Source organism: Plantactinospora sp. B24E8 (assembly GCF_039871735.1).
Lineage (GTDB): Bacteria > Actinomycetota > Actinomycetes > Mycobacteriales > Micromonosporaceae > Plantactinospora.
On record NZ_JBDPMH010000001.1, the window covers coordinates 765,820 to 784,735 of the forward strand.

At 72.5% G+C, this 18,916-nt stretch carries 18 protein-coding genes and 1 pseudogene; 11 read left to right on the plus strand and 8 right to left on the minus strand.

The genetic code is table 11. The features are described 5' to 3' along the window. Positions 1 to 74: 74 nt before the first annotated feature. On the plus strand, positions 75 to 659 hold the full coding sequence (locus ABGB21_RS03565) for an RNA polymerase sigma factor (RefSeq protein WP_347652776.1): 585 nt from the start codon (positions 75 to 77) through the stop codon (positions 657 to 659). Positions 660 to 709: 50 nt separating this feature from the next. Beyond that, positions 710 to 2,017: a sialidase family protein gene (locus ABGB21_RS03570; protein ID WP_347676315.1), complete on the plus strand. Its 1,308-nt coding sequence runs from the start codon at positions 710 to 712 to the stop codon at positions 2,015 to 2,017. 46 nt (positions 2,018 to 2,063) lie between these two features. On the opposite strand, the gene ABGB21_RS03575 is transcribed toward ABGB21_RS03570, so the two are convergent. Beyond that, complete coding sequence (locus tag ABGB21_RS03575; RefSeq protein ID WP_347652774.1) at positions 2,064 to 3,089, minus strand: NADPH:quinone reductase; 1,026 nt, start codon at positions 3,087 to 3,089, stop codon at positions 2,064 to 2,066. A gap of 230 nt (positions 3,090 to 3,319) precedes the next feature. On the opposite strand from ABGB21_RS03575, the gene ABGB21_RS03580 reads away from it, so the two are divergent. Further along, positions 3,320 to 5,233 (plus strand): acyltransferase family protein, encoded by a 1,914-nt coding sequence (locus ABGB21_RS03580; RefSeq protein ID WP_347676317.1) that lies wholly within the window; start codon positions 3,320 to 3,322, stop codon positions 5,231 to 5,233. Positions 5,234 to 5,357: 124 nt separating this feature from the next. On the opposite strand, the gene ABGB21_RS03585 is transcribed toward ABGB21_RS03580, so the two are convergent. After that, positions 5,358 to 6,185 (minus strand): FkbM family methyltransferase, encoded by an 828-nt coding sequence (locus ABGB21_RS03585; RefSeq protein ID WP_347676319.1) that lies wholly within the window; start codon positions 6,183 to 6,185, stop codon positions 5,358 to 5,360. 435 nt (positions 6,186 to 6,620) lie between these two features. Between ABGB21_RS03585 and ABGB21_RS03590 the strand changes: the two genes are divergently transcribed. After that, positions 6,621 to 7,592 carry a quinone oxidoreductase gene (locus ABGB21_RS03590; RefSeq protein WP_347652771.1) on the plus strand — a complete coding sequence of 324 codons (972 nt, stop codon included), beginning with the start codon at positions 6,621 to 6,623 and terminating at the stop codon, positions 7,590 to 7,592. Positions 7,593 to 7,627: 35 nt separating this feature from the next. On the opposite strand, the gene ABGB21_RS03595 is transcribed toward ABGB21_RS03590, so the two are convergent. The 3 genes and pseudogenes from ABGB21_RS03595 to ABGB21_RS03605 all read right to left on the minus strand — a co-directional run bounded on the left by ABGB21_RS03595 (position 7,628) and on the right by ABGB21_RS03605 (position 9,245). After that, positions 7,628 to 8,002, minus strand: a complete 375-nt coding sequence (locus ABGB21_RS03595) for an Mth938-like domain-containing protein (protein ID WP_347652868.1) — start codon at positions 8,000 to 8,002, stop codon at positions 7,628 to 7,630. After that, positions 8,000 to 8,656, minus strand: a pseudogene (locus ABGB21_RS03600) (HAD family phosphatase); the annotation flags it as partial. The pseudogene ABGB21_RS03600 and the gene ABGB21_RS03595, both read right to left, overlap by 3 nt. Positions 8,657 to 8,669: 13 nt before the next feature. Continuing rightward, positions 8,670 to 9,245, minus strand: coding sequence for a TetR family transcriptional regulator (locus ABGB21_RS03605; RefSeq protein WP_347652770.1), 576 nt, complete (start codon positions 9,243 to 9,245; stop codon positions 8,670 to 8,672). A 111-nt stretch (positions 9,246 to 9,356) separates the two neighbouring features. On the opposite strand from ABGB21_RS03605, the gene ABGB21_RS03610 reads away from it, so the two are divergent. Then, complete coding sequence (locus ABGB21_RS03610) at positions 9,357 to 9,926, plus strand: dihydrofolate reductase family protein (RefSeq protein WP_347652769.1); 570 nt, start codon at positions 9,357 to 9,359, stop codon at positions 9,924 to 9,926. Positions 9,927 to 9,966: 40 nt separating this feature from the next. Here ABGB21_RS03610 and ABGB21_RS03615 read toward each other — a convergent pair whose 3' ends face one another. Beyond that, complete coding sequence (locus tag ABGB21_RS03615; RefSeq protein WP_347652768.1) at positions 9,967 to 10,431, minus strand: hypothetical protein; 465 nt, start codon at positions 10,429 to 10,431, stop codon at positions 9,967 to 9,969. 185 nt (positions 10,432 to 10,616) lie between these two features. On the opposite strand from ABGB21_RS03615, the gene ABGB21_RS03620 reads away from it, so the two are divergent. Both ABGB21_RS03620 and ABGB21_RS03625 read left to right on the plus strand, forming a co-directional pair. Continuing rightward, positions 10,617 to 10,835, plus strand: a complete 219-nt coding sequence (locus ABGB21_RS03620; RefSeq protein ID WP_347652767.1) for an aldo/keto reductase — start codon at positions 10,617 to 10,619, stop codon at positions 10,833 to 10,835. Between the two features lie 160 nt (positions 10,836 to 10,995). Then, positions 10,996 to 11,922: a DUF5995 family protein gene (locus tag ABGB21_RS03625; protein ID WP_347652766.1), complete on the plus strand. Its 927-nt coding sequence runs from the start codon at positions 10,996 to 10,998 to the stop codon at positions 11,920 to 11,922. A 70-nt stretch (positions 11,923 to 11,992) separates the two neighbouring features. Here ABGB21_RS03625 and ABGB21_RS03630 read toward each other — a convergent pair whose 3' ends face one another. Beyond that, entirely contained in the window at positions 11,993 to 13,036 is a 1,044-nt protein-coding gene (locus tag ABGB21_RS03630; protein WP_347652765.1) for a Ku protein, read from the minus strand. 170 nt (positions 13,037 to 13,206) lie between these two features. On the opposite strand from ABGB21_RS03630, the gene ligD (ABGB21_RS03635) reads away from it, so the two are divergent. The 4 genes from ligD (ABGB21_RS03635) to ABGB21_RS03650 all read left to right on the plus strand — a co-directional run bounded on the left by ligD (ABGB21_RS03635) (position 13,207) and on the right by ABGB21_RS03650 (position 16,587). Further along, positions 13,207 to 14,166 (plus strand): non-homologous end-joining DNA ligase, encoded by a 960-nt coding sequence (gene ligD / locus ABGB21_RS03635; protein WP_347652764.1) that lies wholly within the window; start codon positions 13,207 to 13,209, stop codon positions 14,164 to 14,166. Then, a complete protein-coding gene (gene ligD, locus ABGB21_RS03640) occupies positions 14,156 to 15,076 on the plus strand; it encodes a non-homologous end-joining DNA ligase (RefSeq protein ID WP_347652763.1) in 921 nt (306 codons plus the stop codon). The genes ligD (ABGB21_RS03635) and ligD (ABGB21_RS03640) overlap by 11 nt, the downstream gene beginning before the upstream one ends. Positions 15,077 to 15,160: 84 nt before the next feature. Continuing rightward, complete coding sequence (locus tag ABGB21_RS03645; protein ID WP_347652762.1) at positions 15,161 to 15,709, plus strand: SigE family RNA polymerase sigma factor; 549 nt, start codon at positions 15,161 to 15,163, stop codon at positions 15,707 to 15,709. Continuing rightward, positions 15,706 to 16,587 (plus strand): hypothetical protein, encoded by an 882-nt coding sequence (locus ABGB21_RS03650; protein WP_347652761.1) that lies wholly within the window; start codon positions 15,706 to 15,708, stop codon positions 16,585 to 16,587. Before ABGB21_RS03645 ends, ABGB21_RS03650 begins: the two co-directional genes overlap by 4 nt. Before the next feature lie 71 nt (positions 16,588 to 16,658). On the opposite strand, the gene ABGB21_RS03655 is transcribed toward ABGB21_RS03650, so the two are convergent. Beyond that, the gene (locus tag ABGB21_RS03655) at positions 16,659 to 18,338 is read right to left on the minus strand and encodes a DNA repair helicase XPB (protein ID WP_347652760.1); all 1,680 of its coding nucleotides are present in this window, start codon (positions 18,336 to 18,338) and stop codon (positions 16,659 to 16,661) included. Between the last annotated feature and the right edge of the window lie 578 nt (positions 18,339 to 18,916).

The following is an 18,916-nucleotide window of genomic DNA, read 5'->3' on the forward strand; positions in this document are numbered from 1 at the left end:
CCCCGATCCGGATGTCACCGGAGACCCCTGCCGCCGGTCGTACCGGTGAGAACCATCAGCGGGCAGGGGACGGTGTGGACGGACAGCAGGCAGTTCGAGAGGTGTACGCCGCCTCGGCGGCGCGCCTGGTGGCGCAGCTCTACGGAGTGACCGGCGACTACGCCGAGGCCCAGGACGCGGTGCACGAGGCGTTCGTCCGGGCGTTGGCCCGACCGGGCCGGTTCCGGCAGGTGGCGAACCCGGAGGCATGGCTGCGGACGGTCGCGCTGAACGTGGCCCGCTCCCGGTACCGGCGGCGGATGGTCTTCGACCGTCTGCTCCGGTCCGGGCGGCTGGCCAACCCGGATTCGGGTCCGGCCGAGTTGTCACCGGACCATGTCGCCCTGGTCGCCGCCCTGCAACGGCTGCCCCGGACGACCCGGGAGTCGGTGGTGCTGTACCACATCGGCGACCTGTCGGTGGCCGAGGTCGCCGCCACTCAGAACTGCTCGGTGGAGGCCGTCAAGACCCGACTGGTCCGCGGGCGGCAGGCGCTCGCCGCCCACCTCGGCGAACCGGACGGCACCCCGACCGGTCCCACGTCCGACCGCGCTGCCGGTCCCGCGTCCGCCGCCGTTGGATCCGGCGCCGCCGGCCGACCGCCGGTGAGGCGGCGATGACCGCTCCGCAGCCGCCCTCGACCGATCCGCGCCACCACCGGAGGAGCAGCATGTCGACACTCGACTTTTCCAGCCTCGACCGTGCTGCCCGGGCCGCCTACAAGCCGCAGTTCGCGGCACTGGAGCGCCGGGCCCGGCACCGGCGACGTACCCGGATGGCGGGGGCGGCACTGCTGGTCGTGGCCGTCACGGTCGGGTCCGGTACGGCGCTGGAACTCGCCTCGGGCGGCGGTACGCCGTACGGCGGGACGATTCCCGGCGTCCGGCTGGAGACCACGCCCGAGTTCATCCCGACGCCAAACCCGAGCGGCAGCCCGGAGGCAGGTCCGCCGAGCGGCCAGATCAGCGGGGCGATGGTCGCCGGCGACCTGCACCACCTCTACATCCGTTACCGCCACTGCCAGGACGGGGACTGCCAGATCCGGGTGGCGGCTACGACCGACCAGGGCGGGAGTTGGCGGACCTGGCCGATGTCGGTCCCGCCGGACAGCATGGTCGACCTGCGCGCGGCCGGCCCGGAGACGCTGGTGGCCTGGGTCCAGGATGCCTCCGGCGACGAGGCGTTTCCCCGGCAGTACTGGTTGTCCAGCCTCGACGGCGGTCGGACCTGGCGGGAGGTGACGGTCCGGGAGGTGCCGGTCCTGCCGGCGGACGCCCGCCCGCTGATGCCGGATCCCGGGACGAACCTGTTCTCGATCGTGGCCGTCGACCCGGCCACCGGAGAACTGCTCCGACTGGCCCGGCCGGTCCGGCTGGGTGCGGCCGAACTGCTCGCCGGTGTCCCGGTCGACGACGGGCTCTGGACGGCCGGCTACACGGACCAGGTCGTCGGCCAGGTCCGTGAACTCGACGGCAGCATCTCGGAGAACAAGGTCACCTTCACCGACCCTGCCATCGAGGTCAGCCACGACGGCGGGCGTACCTGGCGGCGGAACGTGCTGCCGGAGCAGGTCCGGGCCGAGGGGTTCAGCGAGCTCGCGATGGCGGTGCACGGCGACACCGCGTACGTCGTCCTCCGGGACGAGGGCGAGCTGCGGATCTTCCGCAGCACCGACCAGGGCCGCAGTTGGCGGCGTGCGGCGGGTACGGCCCCGGTCGGCGAGCGGATCGTCGAAGCCGGGGTACGCCCCGACGGGACGCTGCTGATCCAGGCCGGGGTGCTGGCCGGCGAGGACCCGGTGATGTACACCAGCGCCGACGGGGGCGAGACCCTCCGTCCGGTCCGGGTCGGCCCGGGCGCCTCGGCGGTCGCCGTACCCGGCGGCTACGCCCAGGCCGACGAGCAGGACCGGACCGGCACCTGGCTCTCCACCGACGGCACCACCTGGTCGTACGTGCCGGCGCCGACGATCTCCTGATCGGCTCGGGACGCGGGGGTGACCGGCCGCCCGGTGCGGCGGTCGGTCACTGGTCGCTGGTGACCACCAGCACCTTGCCGACCGCGGAGTTCTGCACCGCCGTGTGTGCCTCGGCGACGTCCGCCAGCGGGTAGTAGTGCAGGGGCAGGCCGGCGTCGATGCCGACCCGGAGCACGCCGGCCGCCGCGCCGGCGGCCACGTCCTCGACGGCCTGGGCCTTGGCCACCGCCGGCAGGGTGTAGACCAGGACCCCCTGCCACCGCACGTTCGAGATCATTATCGGGCGTACCGGCAGGGTGAGCGGCTTCCCGTCGTCGTCGGCGTACACCGCGACCGCGCCGGCGGGACCGATCACCTGGGCGTCGATCTCGGCGTTGCGCGCGGCGGCCACCTCGACGATCGCGTCCACGCCGTGCGGGGCGATCTTTCGGACCTCGGCCACCACGTCCTCGTCCCGGTAGTTGATCACGTACGAGGCCCCGGCCGCGACCGCGAGCTGGGCCTTCTCGGCGCTGCTGACCGTGGTGATGACGGTGGCGTCGGCCCACCGGGCCAGCTGGATCGCCGCGTTGCCGACCGCGCCGGCCCCGCCCTGCACCAGAACCGTGCGTCCGGTGAGCGCGCCGACGTCGATCCGGTCCGGCATGGTCTCGCCGACGGTGAGGCAGCGGTGCGCGGTCAGGAACGGGATGCCGAGGCTCGCCCCCAGGTCGAACGAGGCCGCGCCGAGGCGTACCACCTGGCGGACCGGGACCAGGGTGTACTCGGTAGCCGTCCCCCAGGGACGCTGCCAGGCCGCCTCCCAGATCCACACCCGCTCGCCGAGCAGCTTGGCGTCGACCCCGGTGCCGACCGCCTCGATCACGCCGGCGCCGTCCTGGTTCGGGATCTGCCAGCCTCCCTTCGGCGCGGCCCCGGACCCGTCACCCTGGCGGGACTTCCAGTCGGTGGGGTTGACCCCGGAGACGGCCACCCGGACCAGCACCTCACCCGGTCCGGGTTCGGGTACCTCCCGGTCGACCACCTCCAGCACCGACGGATCACCGGTACGGCGGTAGACGGCTGCCCTCATCCTCGACTCCTCACCCGGTGCGGCCGATCCGGATCACCTTCTCATCCCTGTCCGCTCATCCCCGCCCCGCTCCCGCTCCATCCTGCTCCCGGACCGGGGCCCCTGCGCCCGGACGGGCGACAAAGAACACGGATCGGAAACCCGGCCAGGGATTGTTCAGGTTTGTCGGGTAGGACTGACGGGCAAGGGTCGTTCGGGGCGAACCGCCCGGAGAGCGTGGAGAGAGGCCGATGACACCGTCACCCGACACCGCGGCCACGGCTCCGGCCCGGTCCGCGGAGGGGGTCGACGTGCCCGGTACGCCCCCGACCGGCCACACACCCCCGGCCGGCGGTATGCCCCCGACCGGCGCCACACCTCCGGCCGCCGCCCGCCCTCCGGCCGGTGGGCGGGAGCGTTATCTCGACATGTGGCGGGCGGCCGCGCTCGTCCGGGTGGTGACGTACCACGTCCTCGGCTGGATCTGGCTGACCGTGCTGTTCCCCGCGATGGGCCTGATGTTCGCCCTCGCCGGGTCGCTGATGGCCAACTCGCTGGACCGGACCGGTACCAGCGCGGTACGCCGCCGGCTGCGCCGGCTGCTCCCACCGCTGTGGGGCTTCGCCACGGTGGCGGTGACCCTGCTGCTGGTGGCCGGCTGGCACACCGCTCCGGCGGCCCGGCTCGGCTGGGGTGAACTCGTCTGGTGGATCTTCCCCGCCCGTACGCCACCGGTCAGTGACCAGCCCTGGGCGTGGGCGTACAACACCGTGCTCTGGTACATCGTCACGTACCTGTGGCTGGTGCTGCTCTCGCCGCTGCTGCGGCCGGCGTTCCGGCGTTGGCCCTGGCAGATCCTGGCGGCGGCGGCCGCCCTGCCGATCGCCTTCCGGTTCGACATCGTGAACGTCGGCGGCTACTTCAACGAACAGGCCACGAACGTCAGCTCGTACCTGGCCTGCTGGCTGCTCGGCTTCGCCCACCACGACGGGCTGCTGCGCCGGATCCCGGCCCGGCGGTACGCGCTCGCCGTCCTCGGGCTCGCGGTGACCGGCGCCACCTGGGTGCTGTACCTCGGCTGGTCGACCGGCAACTACGACCTGAACCGGATGCAGGGCGCCAACACCCTCTGGTCGTTGGCCTTCATCGCGGCGGTGTTCCGGTTCCGTCCCCGGCTCGACTGGCTGGGGCGGATCCGTCCGCTGGACCGCCTCGTCGAGCTGCTGAACGCCCGCGCGGTGACGATCTACCTGTGGCACCTGCCGGCCGGCGTGCTCGCCGGATCGCTGATCGCCCCGGTCGCGCTCTCCGGCGGGTGGCTGACGAACATCGTCTTCCGGCTGGCCGTCGTCTGGGCGCTGGTCGCCGTCGCGGTGGCGCTGTTCGGCTGGATCGAGGACCTGGCGGCCCGGCGCCGGCCGGCGCTGATTCCGGCCCGGGTCAGCCCGGCCCGCCCCCGGCCGTCCCGGGGTGCCGTTCCGGCTCCGGTGGTCGCCGCGAGCGCGGTCAGCCCGGCTCCGGCCGTCACGGCCGCCGAGGTCGGCCCGGCTCCGGGCGCGGCCGTTCCGGCGGTACGCCGTCCGGTCCGGCCCGCCACCTCGGGCGTCCGCTGGCACGGGGCGATGGTCTCCACGGTGGGCCTGCTGGCCGCCGGCCTCGGGATCATGGCCGTCAACCTCTGGCCGGGGGTGACGACCCGTACTCCGCAGGCGGTCCGGCAGGAGGTCACCTATCCCCTGTCGGATCTTCCGATGCTGGTCGACGGGCTCTCCGCGGAGGCGAAGTCGGTGCCGCTGGTGACCGCGGAATCCCCGACCACGACAGACCGTCCGACCGTACCGCCGGGCGGGGTGACCCTGCACGGCGAAGTCTTTCCGCGGGCGGTCCTCACCGCCGCACCCAGCCGGCTGCGGGTCCAACCGCCGGCCGGTTGCGAGCGCCTCCAGGCGGTGATCGACGTCAAGGCCGACGACGCGCAGGTCACCTTCGCGGTCCGGGCCGACGACGTGACCGTCTTCGAGTCCGGGGTACGCGGTCCGGCGGACGGCGCGGAGCGGATCGACGTCGACGTCACCCGGGCCAGCTACGTCGACCTGGTCACCAGCAGCACGTCCGGCGGCGCCGTCGGTGTCTGGGCCGACCCACGTTTCGTCTGCGCCACCTGACCGTCGCCGGGTGACCGGTCGCCCCCGCCTGTCGCCCGAGCGGTGGTGGCCGGCGCCGGCCGCCGTTGTCCTGGCGGTGGTGGCCGGCGCCGGCCGCCGTTGTCCGAGCGGCGGGCGGGCCGGCTCAGCGGGACCGGAGCACCACGTCCTTGCCGAGATCACCCCAGCCGGTCTCGCGGGCCCGCGCCACGGCGTCCCGGAGTTGTGCCTCGTCCACCGGCTGTTCGACGCCACCGCGTTGCAGCGCCACGGCGAAGCGCGTGGCCAGGTAACCCAGCAGGTCGTCGTCGGCGTGCAGCACCTCGCAGATGCCGGCGACCCGGCGGCCGTGGAACAGGCCGGTCATCCCCTCCAGCGCGGCCTGCTCGTGCCCCTCCACGTCGATCTTGAACAGTACGGTGTCGTCGGTGTGCAGCCGGATCCGTTCGTCCAACCGGAAGCACTCCACCTCCACACCCCGGCTGTTCGGCACCCGCAGGGACGCCACCCCGGTGTGTTCGTGCAGGTAGAGCTGGGCGGTCCCGGGGCGGTCGCTGGCCGCCCCGGCGTGCAGTACGGTGCCCGGGTAGTCGGCCGAGGCCATCGCGACGGTCTTGCGCAGCCACGGCAGCACGGCCGGATTCGGTTCGACCAGGTGCAGTTCCCGCAGCCCGTAGTACGACGTGCTGAAGGCCACCTCGCCGTAGTTGGCGCCGACGTCGATGGCGACGGTCGGGCGTACCTCGGTCACCAGGCGGCGCCAGGCGGCGACCGCGTTGCGGTCCAGGTTCCCCTTGTAGACGGCGAGTTCGGTGCCGCGGCTGTCGGTGTGGTCGGCGTGCAGGACGACGCCGATCTCGTTGCGGAAGGCTCCGTCCCGGGTGCGGAGGGCGATTCGATGGGCGGCTCGACGGACGTGGTGCGCGCCGGACTGGTGGAAGGCGCGGCGGAGCGTCGATCGAAAAGTTGGCATACCGTTTTACCGTTCTCGTTGCTCGTGAAGGTGTTGACGGACTGGTGGCCGGCGGGCCGGCTGCGTCAGCTACCTCCTCCGGTAGGTCTGCTCCGACCGGCATCGTAAGCAGATAACTACCTAGAGCAACAGATTTGATGCCGTGGCAAGTGATATGCGGAAATGTCTCGGATTAGCCGTAGGCCGGATGTGCTCGCCGGGCCGGTACCCCGAAACGCGCTGTCCCGGACGGCGACCGGCCTGCCTGGAGCACCTGCCGACCATTCGTAGCCGGATCACCGAACGGGGCCGACGCGCGCGGGATACCCACGACGGGCCGGCGCGACCCTGACGGATAGCCGACACGCCGGAACGGCCGGCGGTCGCCCGAGCCTGATCCGGTCCTGATTGACGGAAAGCCGGTGTGGTGAGGGGCCCGGCGGCGAGAATGGGGCCATGCGGGCGGTGCTGATGCGGCGCAACGGTGGACCCGAGGTCCTGGAGGTCGTCGACACGGCCGATCCGGAACCCGCCACCGATCAGCTCCTCGTCGAGGTCACCGCCGCCGGGGTCAACTTCGCCGACGTCTACCAGCGTCAGGGGACCCCACCGTACGGCGGCGAACTGCCGGCGGTACCCGGCCAGGAGGGGGCCGGCACGGTCCTGGCGGTCGGGCCGGACGTGGAGGGCTTCGCGGCGGGGGACCGGGTCGCCTGGACCGGCGTACCGGGCAGTTACGCCGCCCGGGTCGCGGTGCCGGCCGCCCGGGCGGTGCCGGTGCCGGCGCAGGTCGACCTCAAGGTCGCGGCGGCGGTGCTGCTGCAGGGGATGACCGCGCACTATCTGTCGCACACCACCTATCCGGTGGCGACCGCCGATCCGGTGGTGGTGCACGCCGCCGCCGGCGGGGTCGGGCTGCTGCTGACCCAGTTGGTCAAGCTGCGCGGCGGCACGGTGGTCGGCACCACCTCGACCGAGCAGAAGGCGGACCTGGCCCGCGAGGCCGGCGCCGACCACGTCGCCCGGTACGACACCTTTGTCGACGTGGTCCACGAGGTCACCGGGGGCGCCGGCGCGGCCGTGGTCTACGACGGTGTCGGCCGGGCCACCTTCGATCAGAGTCTCGCCGCGTTGCGCCGCCGGGGCCTGCTGGTCCTCTACGGCGCGTCCAGCGGTGACGTGCCACCGCTGGACACCGCCCGGCTCGCCGCCGGCGGGTCGCTCTACCTGACCCGGCCGAGCCTGCCGACGCACATCGCCACCCGGGACGAGCTGCTGAAACGGGCCGCCGACGTCTTCGGCTGGATCGCCGAGGGGCGGTTGACGGTGCGGATCGGCGGGACGTACCCGCTCACCGACGCCTCCCGGGCGCACGCCGACCTGGAGGGGCGGCGGACCAGCGGCAAGGTACTGCTGTTGCCGAGCTGAGGCCGGGCGGCCCCGGCAGGTGGCGCGGACGGGTGTCAGCAGGTGGAGTGGATGAGCGCGCCGACGGGTTCCGCGGCGGCGGCGAGCGCGTTGTAGCGCTCGACCGCCTCGTCGGTCCGGGCGACGTGTACCTCGACGCCGCGTTCGGCGAGGAAGCCCAGGGTGGCCGGGGCGACCCGGAGCTGCCCGTCGAAGCCCTCGGCGAGTACCAGCCGGGTGGCCCCGTTGGCGAGCAGTTCCTCGACGTCGGCGGGCTGGATGCCCGGCTCGTGCCGGGTGCCGGTCTCGGTCCAGTCCCAGGGCCGGCCGCCGCCGGGCCAGAGCTTGAAGTCCTTGCCCTCGCCGACCCCGTCGACCACCATCCGACCCCGGGTGATCTCGACGATCCGTGGCGACCGGGCCGGCGGCACGGTCTCCTCGGTCAGTTCGGTGATGTCGCCGAGGATCACCGCGGCGAGCTGTTCGGCGTCCGGGTCCAGGGGGTACGACCCGTGCGGCACCGCCACCACCCGCATCCCGGCCGCGGCGGCCGACCGTACGCCGTTGCTGGAGTCCTCGATCGCGACGCACCGACCGGCCGGTACGCCGAGCCGCTCGGCGACCGTGCGGTAGACGTCCGGTGCCGGTTTGCCCCGGGCTACCTCCTCGGTGGAGAGGGTGACCCGGAACGCGTCGGTCAGTCCGGTGGTGGCCAGGGTGACCTCGATCAGCCGGGTCGGTGCGGAGCTGGCCAGGCCGAGCGGCCAGTGTCCGGCGAGTCGGCGGACCACCTCGACGGCACCGTCGATCACCGGCAGGTGCTGCCGGTACTCGGCGGCCATCTCCTCGACGACGTCGCCGGCGATCCGCTCCGGCGGGCCGGTCACGCCGAGTTCGTCGTGCAGGTAGGCGGCCCATTCGCCGGTGCTCATCCCCATCAGCCGGCGCTGGGTGTCGGGCTGCCACCGGCCGCCCCGGGTCTCGACGTACCGCCGTCGGACCCGTTCCCAGACCGGCTCGGAGTCCACCAGTACGCCGTCCAGGTCGAAGATCACCGCGTCCACCACGGTTCCATCCTGCCGCATCCGCCGGGGTGGTTCAGGACTCCGGCAGCAGGCGGTTCACCATGACCTCGATCAGCTCGTCGAGCGGGTACGGCGTCAGCAGGTCGGGCACGGTGAGGTCGTCGATGATCAGCCCGAGCATGGCGAGGTAGAGCAGCACCACCCCGGTACGGCCACCGGGCAGCCCGGCGTCGAGGTGGAACCGTACGTTGCCCTCCAGTTCCTCGCCGGAGAAGCGGGCCAGCTCGGTGTGCAGTTCGGGGCGGCGGGTCGCCTCCAGGCGCAGTTCCAGCATGGCCAGGTGGACGCTGCGTTCCCGGCGCATCCGCTCGACGAGCTGCCGCATCAGCGTACGGACGAGGTCATGGCCGGGCGGGGCGGCCATGGTGTCGGCCAGGTCGGCCGGGTCCGGGGTGAGTCGTTCACGGGTCCGGCGTAGGACCTGACCCAGCAACTGGGTCCGGTTGGCGAAGTAGTTGGAGGCGGTGCCGGTGGGCACGCCCGCCTCGGTGTCGACGGCCCGCAGGGTCAGCCCGCGTGACCCCTCCCGGGCGAGGACCTCGATGGCGGCGTCGAGCAGTGCGGTACGGCGGGCGGGGTTCTGTCGCATGGCGCTCTCCAGGTAGGTCACTTGACACCACTGCAGTCACAGTACTAATTTCAGATCACTGCAACCACAGTACTTTGACTAAAGTGCTCAAGTCGACGATGGGACAACCGGATGCGCAAACTGACCTACTACGTGGCGGTCACCCTGGACGGTTTCATCGCTGGCCCGGGCGGGGAGTTCGACTTCTTCCCGTTCGAGGGGGAGTTCGCGGCGGAGATCCTCACCGAGTTTCCCGAGACCATTCCCGGGCACGCCCGGGAGCCGTTGGGCCTGACCGGGGTCCAGAACAAGCGGTTCGACACCGTGGTGATGGGGCGCGGGACGTACGAGCCCGCGTTGCGGATCGGCGTCACCAGCCCGTACCCGCAACTGCGCCAGTACGTCGTCTCCACCACCCTGACCTCCACCGATCCCGAGGTGCGGATCGTCTCCGGCGACCCCGTCGAGTTCGTCCGCGACCTGAAGCGGGGCGAGGGTGGCGGCATCTGGTTGGCCGGTGGCGGAAAACTGGCCGGTGCGCTGCTCGACGAGATCGACGAGCTGATCGTCAAGCGGAGCCCGATCGTCGCCGGCGCGGGCATTCCGATGTTCGACGCCGCCTTCGGGCCGGTCCGGTTCGCACCGGTCGACACCCGAGGCTTTGCCGAGGGCGTCACCATCAGCACCTACACCCGGATGTGAAACGGGGTTCCGCCGAGACGGTCGGCGGCGGGTGTCGGGTTCAGTCGGGGCGGCCGGCGGTCGCGGGCGTCCCGTTCGTCTCGGGGCGGGCGGCGAGCAGTCCGAGTTCGCTGGCGCGTACCCCGGCCTGGAAGCGGGACCCGGCGCCGAGCAGGGACATCAGCTCGGCGACCCGCCGTCGGTACGTACGCAGCGGCAGATCGAGCTGTCGGGCCGCCGTCTCGTCCTTGAGACCGGCCCGGAGCCGACGCAGGATCTCCCGGCTCTGCTCCGAGATCTCCGGCGGCTGGTCACGCGCGAAGTCGGCCAACTCCGTCGCCGCCTCCCAGGCGGCCCAGAACAGCGCGGCGACGCTCCGGATCACCTCCGGCGCCTGGACGACGGTGAAGGTGCGGTCCCGGGTCGAGGGCTCGCCGGCCAGGATCAACACCCGGCGGTCGATCATGATGACCTCGTGCGGCAGCGGCGGGACCGAGATCCGCACCTCGACCCCGGAACCGGCCACCGCCCGGAGGTGACCCGCACTCTCCTCGTCGGCCAGCGCAGACGGGCGGAACAGTTTGCAGATCCGCAGGCCGGCGGGGCGACGTTCACGTACCGCCCGGCCGATCGCCCGCCCGATCTCCCGGCCGGACCAGGTGCTCAGATCGGTGGCCGCGCAGGCGAACTCGGTCCGGGCCCGGCGAAGAGGTGCCCGGCCAGTCGATCACCTCGGACCGGATGACCCGGGTCGCGGCCCGGCACGGGGCCACCCCGGCCCAGGTCGCGCTGGCCTGGCTGCTCGACCTTTCGCCGGCCACCCTCGCGATCCCGGGCACCTCCTCGCCGAGTCACCTGGACGAGAACATCGCCGCCGCCGCGCTGCGGCTGAGCCCGGCCGACCGGACCGAGTTGGCCGGCGAGGGCTGAGCCGGGCCGGCGACGGCTCAGCTGCTACGCCGCCGTGCGGCTGAGCCCGACTGACGGCCGCCAGCCGACAGTCGGGTATCGGACCGAGGTTACTGACTGTTCACTCAGCTCCGAGATGATGTTCGACATTGGTGTCGATCATTGTTTTCAGGGGGCTGGGATGCGAAGACTGATCAGGTTCCGAGCTCTGGTGGCGGCCGCGTCGGCGACCGTCGGCGTCGTCGCGGCCGCCCCGCCCGGGTACGCGGCCCCGGCCCCGGCGCCGTCGGCGGTGGTCCGGGCGGCCGCGATACCGGAGCCCTGCCCGGAGGGCGGGGCCGACTGCGTGGACGACACCATCGCCGAGCTGGGCCGCCGGTTCGCCGGCCTCGGGCGGGCCTGCGCCCACCACACCACCTTCACCCTCGCCTACCTGCGTACCACCCAGGGCTTCAAGTGGGGCCGCGACCAGGGGCTCTTCACCGACAACCGGTGGGTCAACCGGGAAGGCGCGCTCTTCGCCGAGTACTACTACCGGGCGTACGACGACTGGGCCGGCGGCCGGCGTTCGGCGGTGCCGGCGGCCTGGCTCGCCGCCCTCGACGCGGCCCGGGACCGGCGGCTCACCGGCGCCGGTGACCTGATGCTGGGAATGAGCGCGCACATCAACCGGGACCTGCCGTACGTCCTCGAACAGGTCGGACTGACCAGGCCGGACGGCAGCAGTCGCAAGCCCGACCACGACCGGGTCAACGAGATCCTCGCCCAACTGGTGGACCCGCTGCTCGCCGAACTGATCGCCCGGTACGACCGGGCGGGCTTCGACGTCGGCATCCCGCCGGACCTGGTCCTCGGAATGCTCGTCGGCTGGCGCGAACAGGCCTGGCGCAACGCGGTACGGCTGACCAACGCCCGTAACCCGTTCACCCGGGCGATCGTCGAGTTCGACATCGAGTCCAGCGCGGTGGCGACCGCCGCCGGACTGGCGACGTTGACCAGCTACCTGCCACCGGTGACCGGGCCGGGGCCCCGGGCCGCGTACTGCGCGGCGCACCACGCCGACCCGCCGCCGGTCGCGTACCCGTTCGGGCTGCCGCCGGCCTACTGAGCCGGCCGACCAGATCGTCGTCGCCGGGTCCCGTACCGCCGGCCCGGCGACGACCCCACGCAGCGGTGGGTCAGGCGGACTTGCGGGTGGTGGACTTCTTGGCGGCGGTCTTCTTCGCCGGGGTCACCTTCTTCGCGCCCGACTTCGCCGCGCCGGTCTTCTTCGCGGCCGTCTTCTTCGCCCCGCCGCCGCCCGCCCCGCCGCCGGACTCGCCGACCGCCTTCTTCGCCGGCGCCTTCTTCGCACCGGCCTTCTTGGCGGCCGCCGCCTTCTGCGCCGACTTCGCCGCCGAGATCGGGGTCGGCTTGCCGGCACCGCCGCCGGCCGGTGCCTCGCCCCGGGCCGCCCGGGCCCGGTCCACCGAGGCGCGCAGCGCGGCCATCAGGTCGATCGCGGCGGCCGGCGCCTCCTCGACCTCCTCCGGCTGCACCACCTGCCGTCCCTCCACCTTGGCGTCGATGACCTCCTGCAACGCCGCCCGGTAGTCGTCGGTGAAGACATCCGGCTCGAACTCCCCGGCCATCGAGTCGATCAGCGAACTCGCCATCGCCAGCTCCGGCGGCCGTACCTTGATGTCCTCGTCCAGGAAGCCGAAACCCGGCTGCCGGATCTCGTCGGGCCAGAGCATCGTGTTGAGCAGCAGCACACCCTCGCGGACCCGCAGGGTGGCGAGCTGTTCCCGCTGCCGCAGCGCCACCTTGACGATCGCCACCCGCTCCGAGTCGGTCAGCGCGTCCCGCAGCAGCACGTACGGCTTGGTCGCGGCGCTCTCCGGCTCCAGGAAGTACGCCTTGTTGTAGAGGATCGGATCGACCTGCTCCGCCGGCACGAACTCCAGTACGTCGATCGCGTGCGAGGTGCTCAACGGCAGCTCGGCGAAGTCGTCGTCGGTGAGGATGACCATCTCGCCGCCGCCGATGTCGTACCCCTTGGCGATGTCGTCGTAGCTGACCTCCTCGCCGTCGATCGAGCAGACCCGCTTGTACCGGATCCGGCCGCCGTCGGTGCGGTGCACCTGGTGGAAGCGGATGTCCTTCTCCTCGGTCGCCGAATAGACCCGGACCCCGATGGAGACCAGGCCGAACGAGACCGCGCCGCGCCAGATAGCCCGCATGACCCGCACCTACCCCATCCGGGCGCCAGATTCACCCGACCGAGTGAAAGAACCCCCGTGACCAGTCGGTACCACCCGTCCGCGTCGTACCGAACACTGCTGCTCAGGACCAGAATCGCATCGATCGAATCAGCCCGCGAGGCTTTCGGCGCGGTCCTAGAGTGAGGATCGTGCCCGGCCCGCCGGTCAAGCCGATGCTCGCCAGCACCGGGGAGCTGCCCACAGGCCCCGGCTGGGGGCATGAGTTCAAGTGGGACGGGGTCCGGGCGGTCGCCGACTACGCCGGCCCGGACGCGCTCCGGCTGTACGCCCGCTCCGGGGTCGAGATCACCGCCGCCTACCCGGAACTCGCGCCGCTCGGTGCCCAGCTCGCCGAACGTGGACTGGTCGGGGCGGTGCTCGACGGCGAGGTGGTGGTGCTGACCGAGACCGGTCAGCCGTCGTTCACCGCCCTCGCCGAGCGGATGCACGTCCGCGAGCCGAACCGGGCCGCCCGGCTGGCGGCGAGCCTGCCGGTGACGTACATGATCTTCGACCTGCTGCGGCGGGACGGCGAGGACCTGACCGGGTGGCCGTACCGGCGCCGCCGGGCGGCGCTGGAGGAACTCGGGCTCGCCGGCAACCGCTGGGCGGTGCCGCCGGTCTTCCCGGACGGCGTCGCGACCTACCAGGCCGCCAGCGAGCACGGCCTGGAGGGGGTGGTCGCCAAACGGCTCGACTCGGTCTACCGTCCCGGCGTCCGATCCCCGGACTGGGTGAAGGTGAAACTCGAGGTCACCGCCGACTTCGTGGTCGGCGGCTGGCGTCCCGGCGTACGCCGGATCGGTGGCCTGCTGGTCGGGGTGCCGGCGCCGGACGGTGGCCTGGTCTACCGGGGCCGGGTCGGCGGCGGGATCGGCGCGGCGATCGAGCGGGCGCTGCTGGGCGTCCTGGAGCCGCTGCGGGCCGGAGTGTCCCCGTTCGTCGATCGCGTGCCCCGGGAGGATGCCCGGGGCGCGATCTGGGTACGTCCCGAGATCGTGGTGGAGGTGAAGTACGGCCAGCGCACCCCGGACGGCCGGCTGCGGTTTCCCCGGATCCGCCGGCTGCGTCCGGACCGGACGGCGGCGGAGGTGAGCGATGCCGGCTGAGCGGCGGGTGGTCCGGGTCGAGGTCGACGGCCGGGAGCTGGAGCTGTCCAATCTGGACAAGGTGCTGTACCCGGCGTCCGGGTTCACCAAGGGCGAGGTGATCGACTACTACACCCGGATCTCGAACGCGCTCCTGCCGCACCTGCGGGACCGGCCGCTGACCCGGATCCGCTACCCGAACGGGGTCGACGGCAACTCGTTCTTCGAGAAGAACGCCCCGGCCGGCACCCCCGACTGGGTACGCCTGGAGACCCTGCCCGCGCCCGGCTCCAGCAAGGGCCGGGAGATGCTCGACTACGTCGTCTGCGACGACCTGCCGACCCTGGTCTGGCTGGCCAACCTGGCCGCCCTGGAACTACACACCCCGCAGTGGCAGGTCGGCGCCGACCCGGACCTGATGGTGATGGACCTCGACCCGGGCGCCCCGGCCGGGCTGGTCGAGTGCTGCGGGGTGGCGCTGCTGCTCCGGGAACGCCTCGCCGCCGACGGCATCGCCAGCTATCCGAAGACCTCCGGCAAGAAGGGCATGCAGCTCTGCTGCCCGGTCTCCGGCCGGCAGTCCGCCGACGTCGTCTCCGGCTACGCCCGCCGGATCGCCGAGGAACTCTCCCGCGAGGCCCCGAAGTTGATCACCGCCCAGATGGCGAAACGGCTCCGGCCCGGCAAGATCTTCATCGACTGGAGTCAGAACAACGCGGCGAAGACCACGGTGACCGCGTACTCGCTGCGGGCCCAGCCGAACCCGTCGGTCTCCACCCCGGTGACCTGGGACGAGGTGGAGAGCGCCGCCGACGGGGAGGCCGGCGCCGTCCGCCAGTTCCCCGCCGTCGAGGTGCTGGACCGGATCGAGGAGTACGGCGACCTGCTGATCCCCCTCCTCGACCGCGGCCCGAAGCTCCCGACCCGCTGACCCGGTCCCCGTCCGCGTCGGGAGATTCCTGGAACTCGCCGTACCGGTCGCTACGTGTCTCATCTGACGGAGGGAGCCGGACTGATGGGGCTGTACCTGTTTGGCGGTGGTGACGACCGGGACCGGGAGTTCGCCGCCTACTACTCGGCGACCGGAGCCCGGATGCGGACGACCGCTTTCCTGCTCTGCGGCGACTGGCACCTGGCCGAGGACCTGACCCAGATCGCCTTCACCAAGCTCTACCGCTCCTGGCGGCGGGTCAACCACCACGAGGTCCTGGACCAGTACGTCCGGCGCATCGTGGTCCGGGCGTTCCTCGACGAGCGGCGACGTCCCTGGCGTCGGGAGTTCACCGCCGGACCCGCGGACGCCGGTCTGGACCGGGCTGTCGAGGGACCGGACGTGGCGGAACGTCTGGCGCTGTCGGCGGCACTGGCGGACCTGCCGGCCCGGGAACGTGCCGTCCTGGTCCTGCGGTTCTGGGAGGACCTCTCGATCGAGCAGGTCGCCGAGATGCTCGCCCTGCCGGCCGGCACCGTCAAGAGTCAGACCGCCCGAGGGCTGGCGCGGTTACGTGCCCGTCTCGACCGGGAGTCCACCGACAGGAGTCGGCCGATGGGAGAGAAGCGATGAGAGACGTACGCGAGATATTCGCCGAGGTGGCCGCCGGGCCGACGCCTCCGATGGCCTCCTCGGAGGTGATGGTGGCGGCGGCCCGCCGTGCCGAGCGGCGCCGCCGGCTCGGCCTGACGACCGGGAGTGCCGGTGTGCTGGTCCTGGCGCTGACCGCCGGCGTCGCCGTCGGCGTCGCCCGGCCACGTCCCGAACCGGAGGCGGCGGCCGGCGCACCGGTCTCCCCGTCGTCCGGCCCCGGAATCCGCGACGGTGCCGACCTGCTCGACGCGGTCGCCGCGGTCCTGCCGGCCGAGCTCGCCATCCGACGTGACCCGGCGGGCCGGGACGTCCGTACCCGCGACGTGGCCGACGTCGATACCGTGCGGCCTGGGACGGGCCTGGCCGGTGTCCGGCTGATCGCCGCCGACGCGGTGGTGTACGCGAGCTGGGGTGCGGGGGAACTCGGGGTCTCGATCCGCGACGCCCGGACGGCGCGGGACCCTGCTCTGCGGTCGGTGGAGCCGGCCGCCGGCGAGTTCTGTTCGAGGCCCGCCGGACCGCCCGGAAACTGGCCCGACAGCACCGCGGCCGGGGGGTCGGACGCCGGTGGCGGAGCGGCCGACTGTCGGTCCCTCGCGGTCGGCGACAAGGTGGTGCGGGTGCGGACCGAGCAAGTCTCCGGGGACGACCCCGGCTCCGCCGCGCCCGGGGTCACCTGCTGGACCGCCACCCGGTTCCTGCCCGGCCTGGAGATCAACGTGCGGTGGTGCCCAGCCGCGACGACGATCGCCCTGCCCGCCCCGGTGCCCCAGGCCCTCCTCGAACTCACCGCCGAGCAACTGGCCGCCCTCGCCGTCGAACCGGTCCTTGTACCCGCGGTCGTGACCGGTCGGTGAACCCGCCGGTCAGGTCCTGCCGCCGAGCGCCGTCACCGGGCTGATCCGGGACGCCCGCCGGGTGTCCCGGATCAGTCGACGCTGGGCAGCGGCGGCCCGAGTACGTCGTCGGCGTCGACGATCGTGTACGCGTACCCCTGCTCGGCGAGGAAACGCTGCCGGTGGGCGGCGTACTCGGTGTCGATGGTGTCCCGGGAGACCACGGTGTAGAAGTGCGCCTGTCGCCGGTCCGCCTTCGGTCGCAGCACCCGGCCGAGCCGCTGCGCCTCCTCCTGCCGGGAGCCGAAGGTGCCGGAGACCTGGATCGCCACCGCCGCCTCCGGCAGGTCGATGGAGAAGTTGCCGACCTTGGAGATGACCAGGGTACGCAGCTCACCGGCGCGGAAGGCGTCGAAGAGCCGTTCCCGTTCCTTGTTCGTCGTCGACCCCTGCACGATCGGCGCGTCCAGGGTCTCGCCGAGTTGGTGCAGCTGGTCGATGTAGCCGCCGATCACCAGCACCTGCTCGCCGGCGTGCCGCCGCACCAGGGCCCGGACCACCGGCAGTTTGGTCCGGGCGGTCGCCGCCACCCGGTAGCGCTCCTCCGGCTCGGCGACCGCGTACGTCATCCGTTCGGCGTCGGTCAGGGTGACCCGTACCTCGACACACTCGGCCGGGGCGATCCAGCCCTGCGCCTCGATGTCCTTCCACGGCGCGTCGTAGCGCTTCGGGCCGATCAGCGAGAAGACGTCGCCCTCCCGGCCGTCCTCCCGGACCAGGGTGGCGGTCAGGCCGAGCCGGCGTCGGGCCTGCAGGTCGGCGGTGAACCGGAAGATCGGCGCCGGCAGCAGGTGCACCTCGTCGTAGATGACCAGGCCCCAGTCCCGGGCGTTGAACAGGTCCAGGTGGGTGAAGGCGCCGCCGCGCCGGGCGGTCAGCACCTGGTACGTGGCGATGGTGACCGGCCGGATCTCCTTGCGTTCGCCGGAGTACTCGCCGATCTCGTCCTCGGTCAGCGAGGTGCGGGCGACCAGTTCCCGCTTCCACTGCCGGCCGGCGACGGTGTTGGTGACCAGGATCAGCGTGGTCGCCTTCGCCTCGGCCATCGCGGCCGCCCCGACCAGGGTCTTGCCGGCGCCACAGGGGAGCACCACCACACCCGACCCGCCGGCCCAGAACTGCTCCACCGCCTCCCGCTGGTACGACCGCAGCTCCCAGCCGGGTCGGCCGTCGGCGGCGGCGGTGTCGAGGTCGATCTGGTGGGCCTCGCCGTCGACGTACCCGGCCAGGTCCTCGGCCGGCCAGCCGAGTTTGAGCAGCGCCTGCTTGAGCCGGCCACGCTCGGAGGGATGCACGATCATCGTGTCGTCGTCGACCCTGCCGCCGAGCATGCCGGCGAGCTTCTTGCTCTTGGCGACCTCGATCAGCACCATCCGGTCCAGGGCGTGCAGCACCAGGCCGTGGGTGGGGTGGGCGACGAGCTGCAGTCGGCCGTACCGGTCCATGGTCTCGGCGACGTCGACCAGCAGCGCGTGCGGCACCGGGTAGCGGGAGTACTTCAGCAGGGCGTCGACCACGCCCTCGGCGTCGTGCCCGGCCGCCCGGGCGTTCCAGAGCCCGAGCGGGGTGAGCCGGTAGGTGTGCACGTGCTCGGGTGAGCGTTCCAACTCGGCGAAGGGGGCGATGGCCATCCGGCAGGCCTGGGCGTCGGGGTGGTCGATCTCCAGCAGCAGGGTCTTGTCTGATTGCACGATCAGTGGTCCGCCGCTCACGTCGACACCCTTCCGTCGCAGGTCGGGCGCGTCCGCGCCGACCCTCCAGTGTTGCACTCGGAAAACGGGGCGGAAAAATTCTTCACCCGGCGCAACCGAACCGGCACTCCCGTGCGTCTAGCTCTCGACGGCTTCCCGGGGACGACCGGACGGTATCCGTACATCTTGGCACCCCGTCCGGTTGCTCCGGTGGCGGTCACCCTGTTCGGCGTCGGTGCGGGCGCGTTTGATCCGCGACCGGCCGCCCGGGCCCCGGCGGGCTCCGGACGGGTCGGTGACGTGGAGGAGACAACGGGGGCGAGCGCGCCGCCCACGCCGGACCAGGAGGAGAACGGGTCGGACCAGCGGGACCGGCTCCGGGCGCACTATTCCCCGCCATGCCCTGTCGCAACCGGCGGGTGGATGCGAGTCTGGACGGGGGACGTTACCGGTGGGAGGGCGCCAGATGACGGTTGATCGCGAGGTGCGACCCGAGACAGATCCCCCGGCCGCCCCTCCGGCCGATCCGTCGACCTCCGGGCCGGTTCCCCCGGCCGCCGTCCCGCCCGACGATCCCGCCCCCCCGCCGGAACCGGTCT

Excerpts from the sequence above, each read along its gene's own strand:
- ABGB21_RS03570 (WP_347676315.1), top strand. The coding sequence starts at position 710 with ATGTCGACACTCGACTTTTCCAGCCTCGACCGTGCTGCCCGGGCCGCC.
- ABGB21_RS03575 (WP_347652774.1), bottom strand. The coding sequence starts at position 3,089 with ATGAGGGCAGCCGTCTACCGCCGTACCGGTGATCCGTCGGTGCTGGAG.
- ABGB21_RS03580 (WP_347676317.1), top strand. The coding sequence starts at position 3,320 with ATGACACCGTCACCCGACACCGCGGCCACGGCTCCGGCCCGGTCCGCG.
- ABGB21_RS03585 (WP_347676319.1), bottom strand. The coding sequence starts at position 6,185 with ATGCCAACTTTTCGATCGACGCTCCGCCGCGCCTTCCACCAGTCCGGC.
- ABGB21_RS03590 (WP_347652771.1), top strand. The coding sequence starts at position 6,621 with ATGCGGGCGGTGCTGATGCGGCGCAACGGTGGACCCGAGGTCCTGGAG.
- ABGB21_RS03605 (WP_347652770.1), bottom strand. The coding sequence starts at position 9,245 with ATGCGACAGAACCCCGCCCGCCGTACCGCACTGCTCGACGCCGCCATC.
- ABGB21_RS03610 (WP_347652769.1), top strand. The coding sequence starts at position 9,357 with ATGCGCAAACTGACCTACTACGTGGCGGTCACCCTGGACGGTTTCATC.
- ABGB21_RS03625 (WP_347652766.1), top strand. The coding sequence starts at position 10,996 with ATGCGAAGACTGATCAGGTTCCGAGCTCTGGTGGCGGCCGCGTCGGCG.
- ABGB21_RS03630 (WP_347652765.1), bottom strand. The coding sequence starts at position 13,036 with ATGCGGGCTATCTGGCGCGGCGCGGTCTCGTTCGGCCTGGTCTCCATC.
- ligD (WP_347652763.1), top strand. The coding sequence starts at position 14,156 with ATGCCGGCTGAGCGGCGGGTGGTCCGGGTCGAGGTCGACGGCCGGGAG.
- ABGB21_RS03645 (WP_347652762.1), top strand. The coding sequence starts at position 15,161 with ATGGGGCTGTACCTGTTTGGCGGTGGTGACGACCGGGACCGGGAGTTC.
- ABGB21_RS03650 (WP_347652761.1), top strand. The coding sequence starts at position 15,706 with ATGAGAGACGTACGCGAGATATTCGCCGAGGTGGCCGCCGGGCCGACG.